Origin of the sequence: Mycolicibacterium sp. ND9-15, assembly GCF_035918395.1 — a bacterium.
Taxonomy (GTDB): domain Bacteria; phylum Actinomycetota; class Actinomycetes; order Mycobacteriales; family Mycobacteriaceae; genus Mycobacterium.
Genome location: NZ_CP142362.1, coordinates 4055552 through 4078442, shown reverse-complemented (window position 1 = coordinate 4078442; position 22891 = coordinate 4055552). Strand labels below are relative to the sequence as shown.

Genomic DNA, 22891 nt, shown 5'->3' with positions numbered 1-22891 from the left:
CGGGGCTTGGCCTGTCACATCACCATGCCGCCGTCGACCGGCAGCACCTGTCCGGTGATGTAAGACGCGGCATCGGACGCCATGAACACGAACGCACCTGCGACCTCGGCCGGTTCGGCCCACCGCTTCATCGGGATGCGGTTCATCATGTTGGCCGCGAACTTTTCGTTCGTGCGGATGGTTTCGGTCATCGGGGTCGCCGCCAGCGGGGCCAGAGCGTTGACCATGATGCTCTTGGTGGCTAATTCGCGGGCAAGGGACTTGGTGAATCCGATGATGCCCGCCTTGGCTGCCGAGTAGTTGACCTGGCCAAGTGTTCCGGTCAGGCCCGCAGCCGAGGTGACGTTGACGATGCGACCGGTGCCGTCGGTGGGAATGTGCGGCAGCGCCGCCTGGGTGACGTTGAAGGCGCCCATCACATGAATGTCGAACAGCAGCCGGAACGACTCCTGTGTCGTCTTGGAGAACATCGAGGGTTTCGTCACGCCGGCGTTGTTGACCACGATGTGCAGGGCGCCGTCGGCGAGCGCGGCGGCCTGCGCGGCGGCGGCGTCGGCCGAGTCCCGGTCGGAGACATCCAGCGCCGCGGACTCGGCACGGCCGCCGCCGGCCGAAATGCGTTCGGCCACGGCCGCGGCGGCATCCTTGTCGAGGTCGGTGACCAACACCGCGGCACCCGCGTCGGCGAGCGCCTGCGCGACGGCCGAGCCGATACCACCCGCGGCGCCGGTCACCAACGCCGACCGGCCCGACAGATCGAAGTAGTTCATTTTCAGTAGCTCCTCGGCAATCCGAGCACGTGTTCACCCAAGAAGTTCAGGATCATCTCCTGACTCACCGGCGCGATCTTCATCAGTCTCGACTCACGGAAGTAGCGGGACACGTGATATTCCTCCGAATATCCCATGCCGCCGTGCAGTTGCAGCGCTCGGTCGGCGGCCCCGAAACCGGCATCGGCACACAGGTATTTCGCGGTATTGGCCTCGCGACCGCAGGGTTTGCCATTGTCGTAAAGCCAGCTGGCCTTGCGCAACACTAGTTCGGCAGCGTCGAGCCGGGCCAGGGAGTCGGCGAGCGGGAACTGCAGGCCCTGGTTCATGCCGATCGGCCGGTTGAACACGTGGCGCTCGTTGCCGTACTTGACGGCCTTCTCCAAGGCCACCCGTCCGATACCCAGCGCCTCGGCCGCGATCAACATCCGCTCGGGGTTGAGCCCGTCGAGGATGTACTTGAAGCCCTTGCCCTCCTCGCCGACCCGATGCTCGACCGGCACCATCAGGTCGTCGATGAACACCTCGTTGGAGCTGACCGCGTTGCGACCCATCTTCTTGATCGGCCGGATGTCGACGTGGCCGGGGTCGAGGTCGGTGAGGAACAGCGTCATCCCGTCGGTCTTCTTGCTGACCTCATCGAAGGGTGTGGTCCTGGTCAGTAACAGGATCTTCTCCGACTCAATGGCTTTGGAGATCCACACCTTGCGGCCATTGACGCGGTACTTGTCGCCTTCGCGCTTGGCGAACGTGGTGATGCGTGACGTGTCGAGCCCCGCGCCGGGTTCGGTGACGCCGAAGCAGACGTGCAGGTCGCCGTTGACGATCCGGGGCAAGGTGGCGGCCTTGAGTTCGTCAGAGCCGTGCTTGACGACGGGTTGCATGCCGAAGATCGACAGATGAATCGCACTGGCGCCGTTCATCGCGGCGCCCGACCGCGAGACCTCCTCGAGTAGCAGCGTCGCTTCGGTGATGCCGAGCCCGTGCCCGCCGTACTCCTCCGGGATGGTCATGCCGAGCCACCCGCCCTTGGCGATCGCGTCGTAGAACTCCCGCGGGAATTCGTGCGCGAGGTCCTTCTCCATCCAGTAGTGGTCGTCGAACTTGCCCGCCAACTCGCGAACGGACTTGCGGATCAGTTCCTGGTCCTCGGTCAGCTCGAAACTCATGCCCGGCACGTGGTTCTCCTTCGTCGCAAAGCGATTCGGCGTGACCGGTCGCTGTGCGCCACCAAGCACGCCGAAATCTCCGAGAGCTGTATCAGTCGGTGTTGCCGGTCAGCTCCTTTGCCCTGGCCGCGAAGTCCGCGAACGTAGCCCCGGTCTTCTCCTTCTTCGACAGGGCTTGGATGGAGACGTCGTGGCCTTCGGCGGCTTTGCGCAGGGCGCCGACGGTGGCTTGTTCGCGGGTGATGTGGGTGAACGGATCCCAGTGATACCAGCGCATCGCGTTCTCATACGTCATCTTGTTGATCTCGTCGTCGGGCACCTCGTTGGCCTTGAGGACTTCGTCGAGTTGCTCGGGAGCCCCGGGCCACATCGAATCTGAGTGCGGATAGTCGGCCTCCCAGCAGATGTTGTCCACCCCGATCGAATGCCGGGTGGCCACCCCGACCGGATCGGCGATGAAACACGTCAAGAAGTGCTCGCGGAACACCTCAGAAGGCAACTTGCCCCCGAAGTCCTGGCCAGTCCACGTCGAATGCATCTCATAGGTGCGATCCACCCGCTCCAAGAAATACGGAATCCAACCCGTCCCGCCCTCACTCAACGCGATCCGCAGCGTCGGATACTCCTTGATCGGCCTAGACCACAACAGATCCGCCGCGGCTTGCACGATGTTCATCGGCTGCAGCGTGATCATCACATCCATCGGCGCATCGGCAGCCGTGATCGCCAACCGCCCCGACGAACCGATATGCACATTGAGCACCGTCTCGGTGTCGACCAGCGCATCCCACATCGGCTTCCAATGCTCGAAATCATGAAAACTCGGATAACCCATCGCCGCCGGGTTCTCGGTGAACGTCAACGAATGCACCCCACGCGCAGCGTTGCGCCGGATCTCCTTGGCGCACTCCACCGGATCCCAGATCACCGGCAACGTCATCGGGATGAACCGCGCCGGATACGCCCCGCACCACTCCTCGACATGCCAATCGTTGTAAGCCTTCACCAACGCCAACGAGAACTCGCCATCCTCAGTGGCAAACAACCGACCCGCAAATCCGGGAAACGACGGAAAACACATCGACCCCAGAATCCCGCCGGCGTTCATGTCCTTGACCCGCTCGTCGACCTGCCAACACCCCGGCCGGATCTCATCCAGACCCTGCGGCTCCAGCCCGTACTCCTCCTTGGGCCGGCCCGCCACCGCGTTGAGCGCCACATTCGGAATCACCGTGTCACGAAACTGCCACGTATCCGACCCATCGGGGTTGTGCACCAACCGCGGCGCCTCATCGATGTACTTCTTCGGCAAATGATTCTTGAACATATCGGGCGGCTCGACGATGTGATCATCAACGCTGATCAAGATCATCTCGTCCTTGTGCATGCCCGTTCCTTTCGTCTCGTTCCCCGAGGCTATCCATCGGTCCAGTGCTCGATGTGAGGAAACTATCTTCTCACCGTACGAGAATCAATGTCCGAAAGCCACCCTATGGCCTCCTGTCAGCGCGATTAGGTCCTGCGGGCCCCCTTCGCGACCCCGGGTCGTGACCTCGGACGTTGACCATTCGCAGGAAAGGTGGAAATCTATTGGCGAAATATGAGAACCTGATTCTCATCGCCGAGAGCACACAGGAAGGAGCCCGTTTTGCGCGTGCCACCACTGCCGGCGGACCAGTGGGACGAGTCCGTCCACGACGCCCTCTCGAGTATGACTCCCGAACGACGCAATCCCGACCTGGCGGGCAATCTGCTCGCGACGCTGGTCCGCCATCCCAAGCTGACCCGCGCGTTCCTGCGGTTCAACTTCCACCTGCTGTACGGATCGACGCTGCCGCCGCGGCTGCGCGAGTTGGCGGTGCTGCGGGTCGCGCACCTGACGAACTGTGAGTACGAGTGGCGCCATCACGTGGTGATGGGCCGCGAAGAGGGTTTGACCGACGAGAACATCGAGGCGCTTCAGCGCGGCGAGGCGTCGGACGAACTGGATCGCGCCGTTCTGCGCGCGGTGGACGAGCTGCAGGACAAGGCCAGCGTCTCGGACGCCACATGGGCTGCACTGTCCGAACATCTCGAGGAACGTCAGCTGATGGACCTCGTCTTCACAATCGGGTGCTATGGCGCACTGGCCATGGCCATCAACACTTTCGGCGTAGAACCCGACTCCGAAAACGCAGAAAGGTAAACATCGTGGCATTTTTCCCCAAACCAAAAGAGGGCAGCTGGACCGAGCACTGGCCCGAACTCGGCACCGCGCCAGTCGATTACACCGACTCGGTCGACCCCGAGCAGTGGAAGCTCGAGCAGCAGGCCATCTTCAGAAGGTGCTGGCTGAATGTCGGACGGGTGGAGCGGCTCCCCAAGAAGGGCAGCTACTTCACTCGCGAGATGCCGTCGGCGGGGCCGGGCACGTCGGTGATCATCGTCAAGGACGGTGACAACGAGGTGCGCGCGTTCTACAACTTGTGCCGTCACCGCGGAAACAAGCTGGTGTGGAACGACTATCCCGGCGAAGAGGTCTCCGGTACCTGCCGGCAGTTCACCTGCAAGTACCACGCGTGGCGCTACAGCCTCAAGGGCGATCTGACGTTCATCCAACAGGAAGGCGAGTTCTTCGACGTCGACAAAGCGGACTACGGGCTGGTGCCGGTTCGCTGCGAGGTGTGGGAAGGCTTCATCTTCATCAACTTCGACAACGACGCCGAACCGCTGATCGACTATTTGGGCGACTTCGCGACGGGCCTGGAAGGTTATCCGTTCCACGAGATGACGGAAACCTATTCCTATCGTGCCGAGGTCAACTCCAACTGGAAGCTGTTCATCGACGCGTTCACCGAGTTCTACCACGCACCGGTCCTGCATATGAAGCAGGCGGTCAAGGAGGAAGCCGAAAAGCTGGCCGGCTACGGCTTCGAGGCGCTGCACTACGACATCAAGGGCAGGCACTCGATGATCTCGTCCTGGGGAGGTATGAGCCCGCCCAAGGACCTGAACATGGTCAAGCCCATTGAACGCATACTGCACAGCGGGCTGTTCGGGCCCTGGGACCGGCCCAAGATCAAGGGCATCCTGCCCGACGAGCTGCCGCCGGCGGTCAACCCGTCACGCCACCCCTCCTGGGGTCAGGACTCGTTCGAGTTCTTCCCGAACTTCACGCTGCTGCTCTGGGCGCCGGGCTGGTACCTCACCTACCACTACTGGCCCACCGACGTGGACAAGCACATCTTCGAGTGCACGCTCTACTTCGTGCCGGCGACGAACACCCGGGAACGGCTCGCGCACGAGCTCGCCGCGGTGACGTTCAAGGAGTATGCGTTCCAGGACGCCAACACCCTCGAGGCCACTCAGACGATGATCAGCACCGGTGTGGTCAAGGACTTCCTGTTGTGCGATCAGGAGGTTCTGCTGCGCCACCTGCACAAGACGGCTTGGGACCACGTGAATGCCTACAAGAAGGAAAAGGGTCTGACCAACGGCCAGACCACGAATGCGGCCAGCGAGAAGGATGCCATCAATGCCTAAGTTGCCGGAAGAGTTCGCCGACCTCGAGCGGTTCACCGATTGGTGCCTGCCCACCGAAGCGGAGCGTTATCAGAAGCGGCTGTCCTCGACGATGGAGGAGATGCAGGAGTTCTACGACGCCGGCATGGCGCGGCTCGAGGACGTGATGGAGTACTGCGACGCCCGGTTCCCGTTGGATGGAATGCCCGATGACGCAAAGGCACTCATCCACATGATGCAGTCACTGGTCAACGTGTCGTTTCCGATCGAGGTGTGGAAGCAGCCACGCGTCCTCGACAGCGGCGCCGCGTACATCGAGTGCATCAAGGAGCCGGTGGTTTGACGTTGTCTGCTCTTCGCGCGAGCGGCTCATCGCCGGGCGCAGTGACCCTCAAGGCAGCGGGTCTGCTCGACGTCGACGCCGCAGAGATCGTCCGGCCGGGCATTGTCCGGATCGACGACGACCGGATCGTAGGGGTCGGCGACGGTGCGGCTGACGGCGAAGGCGAGGTCATCGATCTCGGTGACGCGATCCTGTTGCCCGGCCTGATGGACATGGAGGTCAACCTCCTGATGGGTGGCCGGGGTGAAAACCCCGGCCTTTCCCAGGTTCAGGACGATCCCGCGACCCGGGTGTTGCGTGCGGTGGGCAACGCCCGGCGCACATTGCGGGCCGGTTTCACGACGGTGCGCAACCTCGGGTTGTTCGTCAAGACCGGTGGCTACCTGCTCGACGTCGCATTGGGCAAGGCTATCGACGCCGGATGGATCGACGGTCCGCGGGTCATCCCGGCCGGCCACGCGATCACCCCGACCGGTGGCCACCTCGATCCGACGATGTTCGCGGCCTTCATGCCGGGCGCGCTGGAGCTGACGGTCGAGGAGGGCATCGCCAACGGCGTCGACGAGATCCGCAAAGCGGTGCGCTACCAGATCAAGCACGGTGCTCAGCTGATCAAGGTCTGCGTCTCCGGTGGCGTGATGTCACTGACCGGAGAAGCAGGCGCACAACACTATTCGGATGAGGAACTGAGGGCCATCGTCGACGAGGCGCACCGGCGCGGCCTGAAGGTGGCCGCGCACACCCACGGAGCCGAGGCGGTCAAGCACGCGGTCGCGTGCGGCATCGACTGTATCGAGCACGGATTCCTGATGGACGACGAAGCCATCCGGATGCTGGTCGACAACGATCGGTGGCTGGTGACCACGCGTCGCCTGGCCGAAGCCATGGACGTGTCCCGGGCGCCGAAAGAGTTGCAGGACAAGGCGGCCGAGATGTTCCCGAAGGCGCGCACGTCGATCAAGGCCGCCTATGAGGCCGGCGTGAAGATCGCCGTCGGCACCGACGCCCCCGCCATCCCGCATGGCAAGAACGCCGACGAACTCGTCACGTTGGTGGACTGGGGCATGCCGCCGGCGGCCGTGCTGCGCGCGGCCACCGTCGTCGCCGCGGATCTGATCGACAGACCCAACCTGGGCCGCATCGCCGAAGGCTGTCTCGCCGACATCATCGCGGTGCCCGGCGACCCGCTCACCGATATCGGCGTCACGCGGGATGTCCGCTTTGTGATGAAGGGCGGTAAGGTCTTCCGACATGACTGAGTCGAAGCGAATCGAGGATCTCGTCGAGATCCAACAACTGCTGGCGAAGTACGCCGTCACCATCACCCAGGGCGATATCGAGGGGCTGGTCTCGGTGTTCACCCCGGACGGGACCTACAGCGCATTCGGCTCCACCTACACGCTGAACCGCTTCCCCGAGCTCGTCGCCGCCGCGCCCAAAGGCTTGTTCATGACGGGTACGTCGCTGGTGCACCTCGACGAGAACGACCCCGACAAGGCGAGCGGAACCCAACCGCTGTGTTTCATCGAACACTCCAAACATGACATGCGCATCGGGTACTACAACGACACCTACGTCCGCACCGATGCCGGCTGGCGGCTGAAAACCCGTGCCATGACGTTCATTCGCCGTAGCGGCGAACACGACTCGGGCCGCCCGCACGCGATCGGAAGGCCAGAGCCCGATGTCGCCGCCGAAGCGGCTCCGGAGGCCGGATGACAGACCTCTTCGAGCCCGCCGCGTTTCGTACAGCACTGCGGGAGTGGCTCGACGCCAACGACCTGGCTCCCCCGGAGGACCACTCGCTCGACGCGCATCAAGCCCAACACCTGCGGGTGCTCAAGGCGCTGTACGACGCGGACTGGATGCGTTACGGCTGGCCGGAGTCGGCGGGCGGGCTGGGCGGCCCGGACATCCTGCGCGCCATCGTCGGCGAGGAGGTCGTGGGACGCGGACTCGACCATCCCGGGCCCTACTCGATGCTCGACGTGCTGACTCCGACCATGATCGATTACGCGCGAGCGGGCCTGGCGGCCGAGATGGTGCCGCGGCTGCTGTCGGGTCAGGAGTCCTGGTGCCAGGGCTTCTCCGAACCCGGCTCGGGCAGTGACCTCGCATCGCTGAGCACTACCGCCGTGCCGCAAGGTGACAACTGGGTCGTCAACGGCCAGAAGGTGTGGACGAGCTTCGCGCAGTACGCAACTCGATGCATCCTGCTCACCCGCACCGGCGAAGCGAACACGCCCGATCACGAGGCGATCACCGCGTTCTTCGTCGACCTTGACTCTCCAGGGGTAGCCGTGCGGCCGCTGCGCACCATGCACGACGTCGACGAATTCTGCGAGGTGTACTTCGACGACGTCGTGGTACCTGCGGACCGTATGCTCGGCAAGCCGGGCGAGGGGTGGAAGCTGGCCATGGACCTGCTTCCCTATGAGCGCTCCACCTGTTTCTGGCAGCGCATTGCCTACCTGTACTCCCGGTTCGACGCGCTCATCGACGAAGTAAAAGGGCTTGGCACGGCATCGGATTCGGATCTCGGCGAGGTGTACCTGGCGCTGCACACGTTGCGCTGCCGCTCTCGCGCCACCCAGCACCGGCTCGGCGAGGGACGGAAACTGGGCGCGGACACCTCGATCGACAAGGTGTTGCTCGCCGGCGCCGAACAGCGGCTCTACGACACCGTTCGCGACCTGCTGCCCGGGCGCATCGAACTCGAGGACGACCCTTGGCGGACCGAGTTCCTGTATTCGCGGGCGGCGAGCATCTACGGCGGGACTGCAGAAGTGCAGCGCAACATCATCGCCCGCCGCCTGCTCGATCTCGGTAAGGAGTGACCGTGGACAACGGTTTGGATGCCGAATCACTGGTGATGCTGGAAGACACCCTGCGCAAGACCATGCTGTCAGCGTCCGGCGCAGAGTTGGACGCGGCGCTGGCGGAGCTGGGCTGGGCCGAGATGTTGGCGGATATACCGGACGTGGGGATACCGCTGGTGTTTCGGCTGCTGGGCGAAACCGGTTCGCACGCCTCGGTTCTCAACGATGTGCTGCTGGAGACCATCGGCGGGTTGCCCGGCGGGACACCGCCGATGCCGTACACCGGCGGCAGCTGGGTGGTGTGGGATCGCACGCCGAACAGCGAACCGACACTGGGCGACCTGCCGTTGCGCCGGGTGCCCGACGGCGAGCTGATGCGGATGGGCGAGGCGCGACGCGCGGTGGGCTGGTGGCTGGTCGGTTCGGCCAGGGCGATGCTGGTTCTGGCCCGTCAGCATGCGCTGGATCGGGTCCAGTTCGGCAAGCCGATCGCGTCCTTCCAGGCCATCCGGCACCGGTTGGCCGAGACGCTGGTGGCCATCGAAGGCGCCGAGGCGACGCTGGGCCTGCCGGGAACGGAAAGCGCGGACCTGACCGCGATGCTGGCCAAGGCGGCGGCGGGCAAGGCGGCGCTGACCGCGGCCAAGCACTGCCAGCAGGTGCTCGGCGGCATCGGCTTCACCGCCGAGCACGATCTGCATCGCCACATCAAGCGGGCACTCGTGCTCGACGGATTGCTCGGCAGCTCACGCGAACTCACCAAGAAGGCCGGTGCGGGCTTGCGGGCGCGCGGCTCGGCCCCCCGCCTCGCGCAGCTGTAACTCGTTTGCGCGAGCGTGCGTGTTTGCACACGGCACGCCGCGGAATTTCATCGCTTTGCGCACGCTCGTCCCGCACCGATTGTGCACAACTCCGGATTCATCCACAGGGTGAGCTCCTAGCGTCACCGGCACTGCTCGGCCGGACCGACGATTGCCGCTATGGATGCAGCGCTGAAGCAGTTGTTCGAAGAGCAAGGTGGAGTGGCGACCAGCGGCCAGATCTTGGCGGTCGTCCCCCGGTACGAGTTCGAGTCGGTACTGAAAAGACGGTCCCTGGAGCGCATTTGGCATGGAATCTACTGTCTCGGTGAGCCGACGGATGAGCTGCGGCTTCGCGGCCTCGACCTGTCGTGTGGCACCAGCGTCCCAGTATGCCTGGCCACAGCCGCAGCGCTGTTCGGCTTCGACACCGAGGAACCTGCCGAACTTCACGTGCTCAATCCGCCCGGTCATCAACTGCGCTCCGTCGAGGGTCTGGTCGTGCACCGCCGCGACGGCGCGCCGCTGGTGGCGGCGGCTGGGAGACACGCAACGTCGCCGTCATGGACCGCGGTCGAAGTGGCCCGCGCGCTGCGTCGGCCCCGCGCGCTTGCAACACTCGACGCCGCGCTTCGCTCGGGCACATGCACCCGCGGTGAGTTGTGGCGCTCCGCAATCCAACAGGCGGGTCGGCGCGGCGTCGTCGCGGTACGCGATCTTCTCGCCCTCGCCGACGCACGCGTCCAGTCGCCCATGGAAAGTGAGGCACGGCTGGCGATGATCGACGGCGGGTTGCCGATGCCGGAATTGCAGTACGAGATCGTCGACGGCAACGGTGAACTGCGGCGCCTGGACTTCGCATGGCCCGAGCATTGCGTCGCGGTGGAGTACGACGGCGTCGACTGGCACAGCGATCCGGAAGCGGTGCGCAACGACCGTCGTCGTCGACTCGCGTTACAGGACATCGATTGGACCGTCATCGCGATCGTCTTCGACGACGTGCGTCATCGAACGTGGGACTTCGTCGCGCGGGTCGACCGGCAACTTCGTCGCGCTCGTGCGGCGTGAACGCGCGCAAAGTGCCGAAAGTCAGCGGCGTGTCGTGTGGCGACACGCACGCTCGCGCCAACGAACTACTTGATGCTGGCTTTCATTTCGTCGAGGTTCACCAGCACCGGCCATCCGCTCACGCTCAGCGCGTTGCCGTGGCCAGTCTGATGGATATCGAACACCGACTGAATGGCGGCGTAGAAACCCTGCACGTCCAGCGTCTGGTTCACCGCGCGCTTGGCCTGGCGCAGCGCGAACGGCGGCATCTTCGCGATCTGTTCGGCCAGCGCCCTGGTCTCCGAATCCAGCTGATCGCGGGGCACCACCTTGTTCACCATGCCGGTGCCGGCCACCTCCTCGGCCGTCATCGCCCTACCGGTGAACAGAATCTCCTTGGCCTTGCGCGGTCCGAGTTCCCAGGTGTGGCCGTGGTATTCGACTCCGCCGATTCCCATCAACACCACCGGGTCGGAGAACTGAGCGTCGTCGGCCGCGATGATCAGATCGCACGGCCAGCACAACAGCAGCCCACCGGAGATGCAGCGACCCTGAACCGCGGCGATCGACGGCTTGGGCACATTGCGCCAGCGCAGCGTGTACTCCAGATAGCGCTTGGCCTCGTGCTGGACGATGAAGTCGAGCGTGATCTTGTCCGGCACGGGTCCCCCGCCGCGCAGGTCGTGACCGGCCGAGAAGTGCTTCCCGTTGGCGCGCAACACGATCACCGAAACCTCCGCGTCCTCGGCCGCGCGGGTCCATGCGGCGTCGAGTTCGTCGAGCAGCTCGGGGTTCTGCGCGTTGGCGGCTTCAGGCCGGTTCAGGGTGATGGTCGCGATGCGGTCGGCGACCTCGTACTCGATGTACATGCTGCAGTCCTTCTAGTTTCGCGGCAGGCCCAGCAACCGCTGGGCGATGATGTTGCGTTGGATCTCGGAGGTGCCGCCGGCGATCGTGCCGCCGAACGTGCGAACGTAGCGCTCGAACCAACCGCACCGGTACAACTCCAGGTGCTGTGCGCTGTAGGGCCCCGAAAACGTCGGATGGGCCAGCGCGTCGATGCCGGCGGCGGCCATCGCGTACTCGGTGCCAGCCTGCGACGCCTCCGAGCCGAGAAGTTTCAGCACCGACAGAGCGGGCACATCCTCATCGCCGCGCGCGGCCCGGGCCAGCGCCACCGAGCCGAGCAAGCGCAGGGCCTGGTTGTCCATCACCATCGCGGCGTACCGGTCGCGATCGAGCGGGGAGGCGGACGAAAATCCTCGACCAGTTCCTGCAGTCGGTCCGCGTAGCTGAGCCACAGCATGTTTCGTTCGTGCCCGAGCGAACCGTTGGCGACCCGCCAACCCTCGTTCAGCGGGCCGATCAAGTTCTCCACGGGCACCCGCACGTCGTTGAAGAAGACCTCGTTGAAGTCGAGGTCGTCGACGTCGCAGACCGAGGCGAACGGACGGCGCACCACACCGGGCAGGTCGGTCGGGATCATCAGCACGCTGATCCCCTTGTGCTTGGCGGCTTTCGGATCGGTGCGAACGAAAGTCAGCAGCACATCGGCGTCGTGCGCCCCCGAAGTCCACACCTTCTGCCCGTTGACGACGAAATACTCACCGTCCAACACCCCGCTGGTGCTCAGCGACGCCAGGTCCGACCCGGCGCCCGGTTCACTCATCCCCAGCGATGCGGTGATCTCGGCACGCAGGATCGGCACCGCCCAGCGGCGCTGTTGTTCGGGTGTGCCGAACGAGATCAGCGAGGCCGAGATGATCCCGACGCCCTGCGGGTTGTAGGTCAGATACACGCGTCGACGCGCCAATTCCTGCTGGTGCACGTACTGCTGCAAGATCGTGGCGTTGCGTCCACCGAACTCCGGCGGGTAGCCGGGCAGCAGCCAGCCGTGGTCGAACATCAACCGCTGCCAGTCTCGCGCCCAGCCTGGGACGTCGCTACTGGACCGCGACCGCTGCAGCGCGGCGGCGTCGGATGGAAGATGTTCGTCGAGGAAGGCGTTGAACTCGGCACGGAATACCTCGACATCAGCATCGAAGGTGAGCTGCACGCGACTCCCGCCAGATCAAATCTTTGGTAGGACTATTGTTATCTCCAAAATGAGAATACTATTCTCATCGTGAGAAAGTTACAATCTCTGACACGTTGGCCGCGAGGGGGTCCAGGACCGCAATGGCGAGGCGTTCTCCGGTACAGTCAGTTCATGTTCTCCCCACCCGGCCGGCGTCTGAGCCGCCGGTGACGAGCCCCAGCGAAGAGCCTGCCTGGAAGCAGCGCGCGGTTGAACGGTCGATAAAAACCGCGAAGCTCCGGGCCGCGCAGCGGGTGCAACGGTTTCTCGACGCCGCGCAGGCGATCATCATCGAAAAGGGCAGCACGGACTTCACCGTCCAGGAGGTCGTCGACCGCTCGCGGCAGTCGCTGCGCAGCTTTTACCTGCAGTTCGACGGTAAGCACGAACTGCTGCTGGCGCTCTTCGAGGACGCGCTGAGCCGGTCGGCCGACCAGATCCGGGCGGCCACCACCACCGCCGACGAGCCGATCGAGCGACTCCAAGTCGCGGTCCAGTTGCTGTTCGAATCCTCCCGCCCGGACCCCACTGCGAAGCGGCCGCTGTTCACCGACTTCGCTCCCCGACTTCTGCTCTCGCACCCCGCCGAGGTCAAGGTCGCCCACGCACCGCTGCTGGCGCTGCTCACCGAGCTGATGGAGGAGGCAGGCGCGGCGGGCCAACTGCGGGAGGGCATCAACCCGAAGCGGATGGCGGCGATGACCATGCAGACCGTCATGTTCGTCGCGCAGTCCAACGGCGCCGAAGACGGCACCACCCATCCGATCACAGCCGACGAAGTCTGGGACTTCGTCTCGCACGGATTCGCCGCCAGCTAACCGAGAACCTCATTCTCACGTTGTGAGCGAACCCTGTTCTCGTGTCCCGCGAACATCGACGCGGCGACCGGCGCGCCCGTCTGGAGAATCCGGTTCTTCTGAGCGAAGAGCTTAAATGGTCGGAATTGAGTCCCTTATTGACACCCCTTTATGACGGATGCCAGAGTGTGAGACAAAAATCAGCCCCATGTCTTATGCGAGCCCTGGTCCGGTGAGAGGCGATGCGGTGACGATCAGTGCAGAGAACTCCGACGTGCACGATGCGACGGACGAGTTGTACTACGACCCGTACAACATCGATCTGAACATGAACCCATACGCCGTCTTCGCACGGTTGCGCGAAGAGGCCCCGCTGTACTACAACACCAAGCACGACTTCTACGCGTTGAGCCGCTTCGACGACGTCAACAAGGCGGTGATCGACCACCAGACGTTCATCTCGGGTCGTGGGGCGTTGCTCGAAATCATCAAGTCCGGGATGGAGATCCCGCCCGGCACATTGATTTTCGAGGATCCGCCGATCCACAACATTCACCGCAATCTGTTGTCGCGCGTGTTCACTCCTCGCAAGGTTCAGGCGCTGGAACCGCAGATCCGCGAGTTCACCGCGCGCTGTCTGGATCCGTTGATCGGCTCGGACCGGTTCGACTTCGTCAACGATCTCGGCGAGCAGATGCCGATGCGTGTCATCGGAATGCTGCTAGGTATTCCGGAGAAGGATCAGCGTCGCGTCACCGATCACGGTGAAGCCACATTGCAGAGCAAGGAAGTCGACCTGCTGGCCACCGGTGAGGTGTTCGCCGAGTTCATCGACTACCGCACCGACCACCCGTCCGACGACATCATGACCGACCTGCTGAACGCCGAGTTCGAGGACGAGACCGGCACCATACGCAAGCTGCGGCGCGAGGAACTGCTGATGTACCTGACGGTCATCGCCACGGCGGGCAGCGAGACCACGACGCGTTTGATCGGTTGGGCCGGAAAGACACTCGCCGATTACCCGGATCAGCGGGCCCAACTGGCAGCCGACCCCGGCTTGATACCCCAGGCGATCGAGGAGATCCTGCGCTGGGAGCCACCGGCCCTGCAGATCGCCCGCTATGTGACCCGTGACGTCGAATACTACGGCCAGACGGTACCCGAGGGATCGGCGATGCTGATGCTCGTCGGCGCCGCGAACCGCGACCACCGCCGCTTCCCGCCGGACGGCGACGTCTTCGACATCCACCGGGAGGCGCACTCGCACATGACGTTCGGTGCGGGAACCCACTTCTGCATGGGTAACGCGCTGGCACGTCTGGAGGGCCGCATCGCGCTTGAGGAAATCCTCAAGAGGTTCCCGACGTGGGAAGTCGACTGGCCGAACGCCAAGCCGTCCCCGACGACCGCGGTTCGCGGCTGGGAATCCATGCCCACCTTCATTCCTGGAGACTTCTGAAAACCCCTGTAACGACGACGAATAGAGGTAACCCATGACTGGACGTGTTGAAGGCAAGGTCGCATTCATCACCGGTGCCGCTCGCGGCCAGGGCCGCGCGCACGCGGTGCGACTGGCGGCCGAAGGCGCCGACATCATCGCCGTCGACATCTGCAAGAAGGTCGACACGGTCGACCTGATCGCGCCGTCGACGCCCGAGGATCTGGCCGAGACGGCGGACCTGGTCAAGGGCCACAACCGCCGCATCTACACCGCCGAGGTCGACGTCCGCGACTTCGACGCACTCAAGGCGGCGGTGGACACCGGCGTCGAGCAGTTGGGCCGCCTCGACATCATCGTCGCCAACGCCGGCATCGGCAACGGCGGCCAGACCCTGGACAAGACCAGCGAAACCGACTGGACCGCCATGATCGACGTGAACCTCGGCGGGGTCTGGAAGACCGTCAAGGCGGGCGTGCCGCACATCCTCAGCGGCGGTCGCGGCGGGTCAATCATCCTCACCAGCTCGGTAGGCGGTTTGAAGGCGTACCCGCATACCGGCCATTACGTCGCCGCCAAACACGGTGTGGTTGGCCTGATGCGGACGTTCGCGGTCGAACTCGGCGCGCAGAACATCCGGGTCAACTCGGTGCACCCGACCAACGTCAACACCCCGCTCTTCATGAACGAGGGCACGATGAAGCTGTTCCGCCCTGATCTGGAAAACCCGGGTCCCGACGACATGAAGGTCGTGGCACAGTTGATGCACACGTTGCCGATCGGCTGGGTGGAGCCCGAGGACATCGCCAACGCCGTGCTTTTCCTGGCATCCGACGAGAGCCGCTATATCACCGGCGTCACGCTGCCTGTCGACGGCGGCAGCTGCCTCAAGTAGTGACCGCTGTCGAGCTGTCGCTGCCACGCGGTTGGGACGAGATCACACCGGGCTGGATGACGGCGGCGCTCGCGGAGCACTTCCCGGGCGCCACCGTCGACGGTGTCACCGTCGTACTGCGCGACGACGGCACCAACCGCCGGGCGCGACTGGCGCTGACGTACTCGGCGGGCTCGGGGCCGGCGACGGTGTTCGCCAAGGCCGTCGACCCCGACCACGCCGCGCTGGTCGCACTCACCAGCGGTCTGTTCCACGAACCGCGGCTGTTCAGTTCCGGTGTGGCGCTGCCACTTGACCATCCGACCGTCTACGCGGCGCTGATCGACGAGCCGGGCTCGAACTTCCTGATGATCATGGAGGACGTCGTCGCCCGCGGCGCCGACCCGCGCGACTCCACCCGGCCGATGACGGTCGAGCAAGTTGCCAACGGCGTCCGGGGCCTGGCACGGATGCACAGCCAGTTCTGGGGTGAGCGGCTGACCGCGAACTCCGCGCTGGACTGGCTCGAACCATTCGTCGCATTCGAAGGGCTCGAATACGCCCCGTTGCACATCGCCCATGAGCGACTGGGCGACTCGGTCTCCTCGGAGATCCTCGAATTGAGCGGCACAGAGCTGTTCGTCGACATCTGGGCCCGCTACATAGGCACTCTCACCACCAGCGCGCAGACCCTGCTTCACGGAGACCCGCATATCGGCAACACCTACGTCCTCCCCGACGACGACGTGGGGTTCCTGGACTGGCAGATGGCGCGACACGGCAACTGGTCCCTGGATCTCGGCTACTTCCTGCAAGGGGCGCTGACGATCGAGGACCGTCGGCGTGCCGAACGCGATCTGCTCGACGAGTACCGCAGCGCGCTGGCTCTGCCGTCCTCGGAACTTCCGTCGGCAGAAGATGTTTGGCTGCGGTACCGCGCATCGGTCGCACACGGCCTCGCGATCTGGATGGCCACTTTGTCCGGCGGTGACGCCTGGCAGGGTGCGGACATCTGCCTGGCGTTGGCGCAACGGTATTCGGCGGCGTTCATCGACCTCGACTCCCGCGCTGCGCTGGCGGCACTGACGTAGGCCGCCGGTTACTCAGATGTCGATGACGACCTTGCCCAGCGCCTTGCGATCGGCGACGTGGCGTAACGCCACCGCTGCGTCGTGGAGCGGGAACCTGGCGCCGATGTAGGGACGGAGCCTGCCCTCGGCATAGAGCGCATGCAGTTCCTCGTCGTCGCGTACGACCTCATTCGGATAGTCGGACGCGAAGGTCCGGATCTCCATGCCGCGAACTGTAATGCCTTTGAGGAGAACCAGATTGAGGGGAACGGACGGGATGGCGCCGGCGGCGTAACCGAGCGTGACGAAGGTCCCGCCGCGTCTGAGGCCGCGAAGCGCAGGCAGCGAGTACGGTCCGCCGACGGGGTCGACGACGACCCGTGCGCCGGCCTTGCCGGTGACCTCCCTGATCCGGTCACGCAGATCTTCGCGGTCGTAGTCGACGACCGCTTCGGCCCCGCGCTCGCGGCAGAGGTCGAGCTTGTCCGATCCGGACGCCGCCGCCAATACCCTGCCCCCGAGAAGTTTCGCGATGTCCACCGCGGCCAGACCGACACCTCCGGCGGCCCCGAGCACGACCACCCAGTCATCCGGTTGCACCGGCGCGACCGTCCGCAACGTGTAGTACGCAGTGCGGTAGGTGACGCCGAACGCGGCGGCGTCGGCGTAGTCGATCCCGTCCGGAATCGGCGACACCGCACGCGCGTCGACCACCGCCTGCTCCGCAAACGCACCGACGAACGTCGTCGCAGCCACTCGAGCGCCCACAGGGCAATCCACCCCGTCACCCACCGCGACGACGTCGCCGGCCATCTCGCTGCCCGGGCTGAAGGGCGGCGGCACCTTGACCTGATACTTGCCCGCGATCAACAGGACGTCAGGATAGTTGACCGCAGCGGCCCGAACCCTGATCACCACCTGACCGGGTTGTGGTGTGAGGTCGGGCAGTTCGTCGAGCACGAGATCGTCAGGATCGCCGTACTCCCGGCACACGATCGCCTTCATCGACCCTCACTTCCGTCGGTCACGGACAACCGAACGTGCCCGTGGTCCAGAGCGTAGGACATCCCCGGCTGACCGAAACCACCCGATCATGACCGTCCGAGTGGTTCGATGGAGCCCTTGGACACCGACGGTCCACAGGGGGTGGGGATGTGAAGCGACTCAACGGCATGGACGCCATGCTGCTCTACAGCGAGACGCCCAACCTGCACACGCACACGTTGAAGGTCGCGATCATCGACGCCACCGACTTCGACGGCGAGTTCACTTTCGACCTCTTCTGCCGGACGATCGCCCGAAGGCTGCACCTGCTCGACCCGCTGCGCTACCGCCTGGTCGACATCCCGTGGAAGCTGCACCACCCGATGTGGCTCGAGGATTGCCCGGTCGACCTCGACTACCACCTGCGCCGGGTGCGCGTACCGAGTCCGGGCGGCCGCCGTGAGCTCGACGAGGTGATCGGCCGGATCGCCAGCACGCCGCTCGACCGCAGCCGCCCGCTGTGGGAATTCCACTTCGCCGAGGGATCGGCGGATAACCGTTTCGCGCTCATCGGCAAGGTGCATCACACACTGGCCGACGGTGTCGCCTCGGCGAATCTGCTTGCGCGGCTGATGGATCTGGCGGACGGCACACAAGACGAGCGCGAGGACTACGAAACCTGCGAAGCGCCGCGTCGGTCCGAGCTGTTGAAGGTCGCGATGCGCGACCACGCCTCGAACGTCGCGGCACTGCCCGCACTCGCCCGCGATGCGGTTCGGGGGTTCACCAAGGTGCGCCGCCGCGCCAGGGAGCGAACCGATCAACCGGACCTGGCGAAGATGTTCCGTACGCCACCAACATTTCTCAACCATGTGGTGTCACCGATCCGGACCTTCGCCACGGCGTCGATCTCGCTGGCCGAAGTCAAGGAGACGGCCAGACATCTCGAAGTCACGTTCAACGACATCGTGCTCGCGACGGCGGCCGGCGGCTTGCGGAAACTGCTCCTGCGCTACGACGGACGCGCGGACCGCCCGCTGATGGCATCGGTCCCGGTGAGCACGGACCTGTCACCCGACAGGATCACCGGCAACGAAATCGGCGGTCTGTCAGTGTCTCTTCCTGTGCACATCGACGATCCGCTCGAGCGAGTCCGGCTGACCTCCCTGGCGACCGCGCGCGCGAAGGAGGATTACGAACTGCTCGGCCCGAAGCTGCAGGGCCGGCTGATGGAGTACCTGCCGCCACCGCTGACACCGCCGCTGCTGCGGTGGCAGAGTCAGCGCGCCAAACACAACCCGCTGATGAATGTCGCCGTGTCCAGTGTGCCCGGGCCGCGCCGGCACGGCCACATCGGTGGCGCCCCGGTGAGCGAGATCTACTCGATCGGTGTGCTTTCGGCCGGCAGCGCGTTCAACATGACGGTGTGGAGCTACGTCGACCAGGTGGACATTTCGATCCTGTCCGACGACCGCACGTTCGACGACATTCACGAGGCAACCGACGCGATGGTGCACGCACTCGACGAGATCCGCTCGGCCGCAGGGCTTCCGGCGCTGTCCGTGGTGAGCACCGCGATGGCGCCGGCCAGGGCCGTCGGTTAGTCGACGAGATCGAGCAGGTCCTTGCGCACCACCTTGCCGGTACTGCCCCGCGGCAACTCGTCGAGCACGGTGATCTGCCGCGGCACCTTGTAGTTCGCCAGGTTCTCGCGGATGTGCTGCTTGAGGTCCTCGGGGGTGGTCTCCTCTCCATCGTCGAGCACGACGAACGCAACGAGGCGCTGACCGTACTGCTCGTCGTCGACACCCAGCACCGCCGCCTCCTTCACCGCGGGATGCCCGGCCAGCGTCTTCTCGACTTCGATCGGGTAGACGTTCTCGCCGCCGGAGACGATCATCTCGTCGTCGCGGCCCACCACGAACAACCGGCCCGCGTCATCGAGGTACCCCACGTCCCCCGACGCCATGAAGCCCTCGTGGAAGTCTCTTGTCTTGCCCGACGTGTAGCCGTTGAACAGCGTGCCGCTGCGCACGAAGATCTGCCCGGTCTCTCCAGTGGGAAGCTCGATGAACTCCGCGTCGAGGATGCGGATCTCGGTGCCGTCGGCGGCAGTTCCAGCCGTGTCGGGCGCGGCCCGCAGGTCGGCCGGTGTGGCGGTGGCGATCATGCCCGCTTCGGTCGCGTTGTAGTTGTTGTAGATGACATCGCCGAACCGGTCCATGAACTTGACCACCACATCGGGACGCATCCGGGAACCCGATGCCGTGGCGAACCGAAGTGTCTTGCCGCTGTAGCGGTTCAACACTTCTTCGGGCAGATCCATGATCCGGTCGAACATCACCGGCACCACGGCGAGGCCTGTCGCCTCGTACCGGTCGACCAAGTCCAGCGTCGCCTCGGGGTCGAACTTGCGGCGCGTGACGATGGTGCAGGCCAACAGCGCGGCGAACAGCAACTGCGAGAAACCCCAGGCGTGGAACATCGGCGCGGCGATGACGATCGCCTCCTCGGCGCGCCATGGCGTGCGGTCCAGCACCGCCTTGAGATCGCCTGCGCCACCGCTGCCCTCGCCGCGTTTGGCGCCCTTCGGGGTTCCGGTGGTGCCGGACGTCAGCAGGATGACGTCGCTCTTGCGTTCGGCAGCAGCGGGCCGCTTGCCGAGGTTGGTCTCGATCAGTCGATCGAGCGTCAGCCCGTCGGCGGGTCCGTCGGTCCAGGCCAGGATGCGGGTGGCGGGCTTGCCGGCCATCGCCCGGTCGACGATCTCGGCGAACTCCTCGTCGTAGATGACGACGTCAGCGCCTTCCCGATCGACCACTTCGGCCAGGGCGGGCCCCGCGAACGAGGTGTTGAGCAGCAGTACGTCGGCGCCGACCCGGTTCGAAGCCACCAGGGCCTCGATGAAGCCACGGTGGTTGCGACACATCACCGCAACGGTTTTCGGCGCACCGCCGGGAAGGTTCTGCAGCCCGGTGGCCACGGCGTCGCAGCGGTCGTCGAGCTGCTTCCACGTCAGCGTGCCGCGCTCGTCGACCAGTCCCGGGCGGTCCGGACACCGCTGCGCGGCCGCGGCGAAGCCGACCGTCGCCGTCATCCCCACCCGGCGCATCGCCGCGCCCATGCGCAAATATTTGTCGGGGCGCAGCGGTGCGATCAGGCCGGCCCGCCACAGCGTCTGCACGAGTCCGAGAACGTCTGCCACCGGTCAGCCCAGCACCGGGAATCGACGTTCCGTGGCCAACTCGTCGAGCGCGGCCTGCATCACCGAGCGCACGTGCGCGTCGACCTCCTTCACGTCGGGTTCCGCCCCGAATTGCTCGGCCACATGGATCGGTGGCAACACCCGCGTGACGATCTTGGCGGGCAACGGGAGGTTCGGCGGGAAGATCGCCGACAATCCGAACGGGAAACCGAACGACAGGGGCAGAATCTCCATGCGTGCCTTCTTCAACCCGAGGCGGCGGGCGATCGAGTCGCCACGCGCGAGGAACAACTGGGTCTCCTGGCCGCCGATCGACACCATCGGAACGATCGGCACGCCGGTCTCGATCGCGGTCCGCACATACCCTGTGCGACCGGCGAAGTCGATGACGTTTTCGGTGAACGTCGACCGGTAGGAGTCGTAGTCCCCGCCGGGGAACACCAGCACGACAGCACCGTCCCTCAGCGCCTTGGCTGCGTTCTCGCGATTCGCCTCGACGACCCCGGCGCGGCGCAGCCAGTCCCCCAGCGGTCCCATGAAGATGCCGTAGTGAGCGAGCGTGTAGACGGGGCGGTCGAAGCCGAACTTCTGGTAGAAGGCCGGGGCGAAGATCATCACATCGGGGGTGAACATGCCACCGGAGTGGTTCGACACCACCAGCGCGCCACCGGCGGCCGGCATGGCCTCCAGGCCGCGCACCTGGGCGCGGAAGTACCGCTTGATCAGTGGGCCGACCGTGTTGACCACACCCCGGGTGAACGCGGGGTCCCACTTGGCGACTTCCGGCTTCTGCTCCCCGTTGCTACTCATGGCCTACCTGTCATACCCGCGCCGCCCGCCTCCTCCACGTGAATATGCTACTTTCGAAAAAAGAGAATGTCATATTCGCAGGTGGGAGTCGCGATGGCGGGAACAGTACTGGTGACCGGCGGCTTCGGCCTGGTGGGTTCGGCGACCGTACGCCGGCTGGCCGGACTCGGCCGCACGGTGATCGTGGCCGACCTGGACACCCCGGCGAACCGCAAGGCAGAAGCGACACTGCCGCAAGGCGCATCGGTGCGGTGGACGGACCTCACCGACGGGGGTCAGGTGCAGCGCCTGATCGCCGACATCGCCCCGGAAGCGATCATCCACCTCGCCGCGGTCATTCCACCGCCCATCTACAAGAACCCGGGACTCGCCCGCCGCGTCAACGTCGACGCCACCGCGACGCTGGTGCGCATCGCCGAACAACAGCCGTCGCCGCCCCGCTTCATTCACGCCTCGAGCAACGCGGTCTTTGGTGCGCGCAACCCGCACACCACCACGGCGGCGCTGCGTGACGACGATCCGATGCGGCCGTGCGATCTCTACAGCGGAACGAAGGCGGAGGCCGAAGCGATCGTCCGGTCCTCGAAACTGCCGTGGGTGGTGTTGCGGCTGGGCGGCGTGCTGAGCACCGATCCCAACGCGATGCCGTTGAGCGCCGACGCCTTGTACTTCGAGAGCCTGCTGCCCACCGACGGCAAGTTGCACAGCGTCGACGTCCGTGATGTCGCATGGGCCTTCGCCGCCGCCACCACCGCCGATGTCGTCGGAGAGATCTTGTTGATCGCGGGGGACGACTCGCACCGGATCCGCCAGGGCGACGTGGGGCCGGCGCTGGCAGCGGCGCGCGGCCTGCCCGGTGTGCTGCCGCCCGGCAGGCCGGGCGACCCCGATCGCGACGACGCCTGGTTCGTCACCGATTGGATGGACACCACCCGCGCGCAGGAGGCGCTGCAGTTCCAGCACTACTCATGGCCCGACATGCAAGCCGAGGCCGCGGCCAACGCTGGGTGGACGCGCCACCTGCTGCGACTGCTCAGCCCGCTCGCCCCGCTGCTGCGCGAGATCCTGAAACGGCGCGGCGCGTACTGGAACAAGCCCGGCAAGTATGCAGATCCGTGGGCCGCGATCCGTGCCCGGTTGGGAGACCCGTCGTGGGATCATCCCCGCGAGCTGTCCTGACCGCA

General features: G+C 65.2%; 21 protein-coding genes and 1 pseudogene. 14 read left to right on the top strand and 8 right to left on the bottom strand.

All coding sequences use genetic code 11. From position 1 onward, the window contains the following. Positions 1 to 14 precede the first annotated feature (14 nt). The 3 genes from QGN32_RS19515 to QGN32_RS19505 all read right to left on the bottom strand — a co-directional run bounded on the left by QGN32_RS19515 (position 15) and on the right by QGN32_RS19505 (position 3326). Positions 15 to 770: an SDR family NAD(P)-dependent oxidoreductase gene (locus tag QGN32_RS19515; RefSeq protein WP_326545923.1), complete on the bottom strand. Its 756-nt coding sequence runs from the start codon at positions 768 to 770 to the stop codon at positions 15 to 17. 2 nt (positions 771 to 772) lie between these two features. Next, positions 773 to 1939: an acyl-CoA dehydrogenase family protein gene (locus QGN32_RS19510; RefSeq protein WP_326549161.1), complete on the bottom strand. Its 1167-nt coding sequence runs from the start codon at positions 1937 to 1939 to the stop codon at positions 773 to 775. A gap of 91 nt (positions 1940 to 2030) precedes the next feature. Next, positions 2031 to 3326, bottom strand: coding sequence for an amidohydrolase family protein (locus QGN32_RS19505; RefSeq protein ID WP_326545922.1), 1296 nt, complete (start codon positions 3324 to 3326; stop codon positions 2031 to 2033). A 261-nt stretch (positions 3327 to 3587) separates the two neighbouring features. Between QGN32_RS19505 and QGN32_RS19500 the strand changes: the two genes are divergently transcribed. From QGN32_RS19500 to QGN32_RS19465, 8 genes are all read left to right on the top strand, one after another. Continuing rightward, complete coding sequence (locus QGN32_RS19500; RefSeq protein ID WP_326545921.1) at positions 3588 to 4124, top strand: carboxymuconolactone decarboxylase family protein; 537 nt, start codon at positions 3588 to 3590, stop codon at positions 4122 to 4124. A 5-nt stretch (positions 4125 to 4129) separates the two neighbouring features. After that, complete coding sequence (locus QGN32_RS19495; RefSeq protein WP_326545920.1) at positions 4130 to 5461, top strand: aromatic ring-hydroxylating oxygenase subunit alpha; 1332 nt, start codon at positions 4130 to 4132, stop codon at positions 5459 to 5461. Next, on the top strand, positions 5454 to 5783 hold the full coding sequence (locus QGN32_RS19490; protein WP_326545919.1) for a hypothetical protein: 330 nt from the start codon (positions 5454 to 5456) through the stop codon (positions 5781 to 5783). Before QGN32_RS19495 ends, QGN32_RS19490 begins: the two co-directional genes overlap by 8 nt. A 41-nt stretch (positions 5784 to 5824) precedes the next feature. Continuing rightward, positions 5825 to 7042, top strand: coding sequence for a metal-dependent hydrolase family protein (locus tag QGN32_RS19485; protein WP_326545918.1), 1218 nt, complete (start codon positions 5825 to 5827; stop codon positions 7040 to 7042). Continuing rightward, the gene (locus tag QGN32_RS19480) at positions 7035 to 7502 is read left to right on the top strand and encodes a nuclear transport factor 2 family protein (RefSeq protein ID WP_326545917.1); all 468 of its coding nucleotides are present in this window, start codon (positions 7035 to 7037) and stop codon (positions 7500 to 7502) included. Before QGN32_RS19485 ends, QGN32_RS19480 begins: the two co-directional genes overlap by 8 nt. Beyond that, on the top strand, positions 7499 to 8620 hold the full coding sequence (locus QGN32_RS19475; protein ID WP_326545916.1) for an acyl-CoA dehydrogenase family protein: 1122 nt from the start codon (positions 7499 to 7501) through the stop codon (positions 8618 to 8620). Before QGN32_RS19480 ends, QGN32_RS19475 begins: the two co-directional genes overlap by 4 nt. 35 nt (positions 8621 to 8655) lie before the next feature. Further along, entirely contained in the window at positions 8656 to 9423 is a 768-nt protein-coding gene (locus QGN32_RS19470; protein ID WP_326549160.1) for an acyl-CoA dehydrogenase family protein, read from the top strand. Positions 9424 to 9582: 159 nt separating this feature from the next. Further along, positions 9583 to 10470, top strand: coding sequence for a type IV toxin-antitoxin system AbiEi family antitoxin (locus QGN32_RS19465; protein WP_326545915.1), 888 nt, complete (start codon positions 9583 to 9585; stop codon positions 10468 to 10470). Between the two features lie 65 nt (positions 10471 to 10535). Here QGN32_RS19465 and QGN32_RS19460 read toward each other — a convergent pair whose 3' ends face one another. Together QGN32_RS19460 and QGN32_RS19455 are read right to left on the bottom strand one after the other, a co-directional pair. Further along, entirely contained in the window at positions 10536 to 11318 is a 783-nt protein-coding gene (locus QGN32_RS19460; RefSeq protein WP_326545914.1) for an enoyl-CoA hydratase, read from the bottom strand. Positions 11319 to 11330: 12 nt separating this feature from the next. Next, positions 11331 to 12505 (bottom strand): annotated as a pseudogene (locus QGN32_RS19455) (acyl-CoA dehydrogenase family protein). A gap of 122 nt (positions 12506 to 12627) precedes the next feature. Here QGN32_RS19455 and QGN32_RS19450 point away from each other — a divergent pair. From QGN32_RS19450 to QGN32_RS19435, 4 genes are all read left to right on the top strand, one after another. Beyond that, positions 12628 to 13344: a TetR/AcrR family transcriptional regulator gene (locus QGN32_RS19450; RefSeq protein ID WP_326545913.1), complete on the top strand. Its 717-nt coding sequence runs from the start codon at positions 12628 to 12630 to the stop codon at positions 13342 to 13344. 307 nt (positions 13345 to 13651) lie between these two features. Continuing rightward, positions 13652 to 14785, top strand: a complete 1134-nt coding sequence (locus tag QGN32_RS19445; RefSeq protein ID WP_442791851.1) for a cytochrome P450 — start codon at positions 13652 to 13654, stop codon at positions 14783 to 14785. Between the two features lie 34 nt (positions 14786 to 14819). Further along, a complete protein-coding gene (locus tag QGN32_RS19440) occupies positions 14820 to 15659 on the top strand; it encodes a mycofactocin-coupled SDR family oxidoreductase (RefSeq protein ID WP_326545911.1) in 840 nt (279 codons plus the stop codon). Further along, complete coding sequence (locus tag QGN32_RS19435) at positions 15659 to 16729, top strand: phosphotransferase (RefSeq protein WP_326545910.1); 1071 nt, start codon at positions 15659 to 15661, stop codon at positions 16727 to 16729. Before QGN32_RS19440 ends, QGN32_RS19435 begins: the two co-directional genes overlap by 1 nt. A gap of 12 nt (positions 16730 to 16741) precedes the next feature. On the opposite strand, the gene QGN32_RS19430 is transcribed toward QGN32_RS19435, so the two are convergent. Next, positions 16742 to 17713, bottom strand: a complete 972-nt coding sequence (locus QGN32_RS19430; protein ID WP_326545909.1) for an NADPH:quinone oxidoreductase family protein — start codon at positions 17711 to 17713, stop codon at positions 16742 to 16744. Between the two features lie 149 nt (positions 17714 to 17862). On the opposite strand from QGN32_RS19430, the gene QGN32_RS19425 reads away from it, so the two are divergent. Next, positions 17863 to 19296 carry a WS/DGAT/MGAT family O-acyltransferase gene (locus tag QGN32_RS19425; RefSeq protein WP_326545908.1) on the top strand — a complete coding sequence of 478 codons (1434 nt, stop codon included), beginning with the start codon at positions 17863 to 17865 and terminating at the stop codon, positions 19294 to 19296. On the opposite strand, the gene fadD12 is transcribed toward QGN32_RS19425, so the two are convergent. Both fadD12 and QGN32_RS19415 read right to left on the bottom strand, forming a co-directional pair. Continuing rightward, a complete protein-coding gene (gene fadD12, locus QGN32_RS19420; protein ID WP_326545907.1) occupies positions 19293 to 20897 on the bottom strand; it encodes an acyl-CoA ligase FadD12 in 1605 nt (534 codons plus the stop codon). The two genes, QGN32_RS19425 and fadD12, sit on opposite strands and share 4 nt — an antisense overlap. A gap of 3 nt (positions 20898 to 20900) precedes the next feature. Next, entirely contained in the window at positions 20901 to 21707 is an 807-nt protein-coding gene (locus QGN32_RS19415; RefSeq protein WP_326545906.1) for a lysophospholipid acyltransferase family protein, read from the bottom strand. Between the two features lie 93 nt (positions 21708 to 21800). Here QGN32_RS19415 and QGN32_RS19410 point away from each other — a divergent pair, with 93 nt between their 5' ends. After that, positions 21801 to 22886 (top strand): NAD-dependent epimerase/dehydratase family protein, encoded by a 1086-nt coding sequence (locus QGN32_RS19410; RefSeq protein WP_326545905.1) that lies wholly within the window; start codon positions 21801 to 21803, stop codon positions 22884 to 22886. Positions 22887 to 22891: the final 5 nt, after the last annotated feature.

Bases quoted from the DNA above. Each gene is read 5' to 3' on its own strand.
- QGN32_RS19445 (WP_442791851.1), top strand. From the start codon at position 13,652: ATGAACCCATACGCCGTCTTCGCACGGTTGCGCGAAGAGGCCCCGCTG.
- QGN32_RS19510 (WP_326549161.1), bottom strand. From the start codon at position 1,939: ATGAGTTTCGAGCTGACCGAGGACCAGGAACTGATCCGCAAGTCCGTT.
- QGN32_RS19430 (WP_326545909.1), bottom strand. From the start codon at position 17,713: ATGAAGGCGATCGTGTGCCGGGAGTACGGCGATCCTGACGATCTCGTG.
- QGN32_RS19505 (WP_326545922.1), bottom strand. From the start codon at position 3,326: ATGCACAAGGACGAGATGATCTTGATCAGCGTTGATGATCACATCGTC.
- QGN32_RS19410 (WP_326545905.1), top strand. From the start codon at position 21,801: ATGGCGGGAACAGTACTGGTGACCGGCGGCTTCGGCCTGGTGGGTTCG.
- QGN32_RS19470 (WP_326549160.1), top strand. From the start codon at position 8,656: ATGCTGGAAGACACCCTGCGCAAGACCATGCTGTCAGCGTCCGGCGCA.
- QGN32_RS19450 (WP_326545913.1), top strand. From the start codon at position 12,628: ATGGCGAGGCGTTCTCCGGTACAGTCAGTTCATGTTCTCCCCACCCGG.
- QGN32_RS19465 (WP_326545915.1), top strand. From the start codon at position 9,583: ATGGATGCAGCGCTGAAGCAGTTGTTCGAAGAGCAAGGTGGAGTGGCG.
- QGN32_RS19475 (WP_326545916.1), top strand. From the start codon at position 7,499: ATGACAGACCTCTTCGAGCCCGCCGCGTTTCGTACAGCACTGCGGGAG.
- QGN32_RS19440 (WP_326545911.1), top strand. From the start codon at position 14,820: ATGACTGGACGTGTTGAAGGCAAGGTCGCATTCATCACCGGTGCCGCT.
- QGN32_RS19415 (WP_326545906.1), bottom strand. From the start codon at position 21,707: ATGAGTAGCAACGGGGAGCAGAAGCCGGAAGTCGCCAAGTGGGACCCC.
- QGN32_RS19480 (WP_326545917.1), top strand. From the start codon at position 7,035: ATGACTGAGTCGAAGCGAATCGAGGATCTCGTCGAGATCCAACAACTG.
- QGN32_RS19515 (WP_326545923.1), bottom strand. From the start codon at position 770: ATGAACTACTTCGATCTGTCGGGCCGGTCGGCGTTGGTGACCGGCGCC.
- QGN32_RS19490 (WP_326545919.1), top strand. From the start codon at position 5,454: ATGCCTAAGTTGCCGGAAGAGTTCGCCGACCTCGAGCGGTTCACCGAT.
- QGN32_RS19460 (WP_326545914.1), bottom strand. From the start codon at position 11,318: ATGTACATCGAGTACGAGGTCGCCGACCGCATCGCGACCATCACCCTG.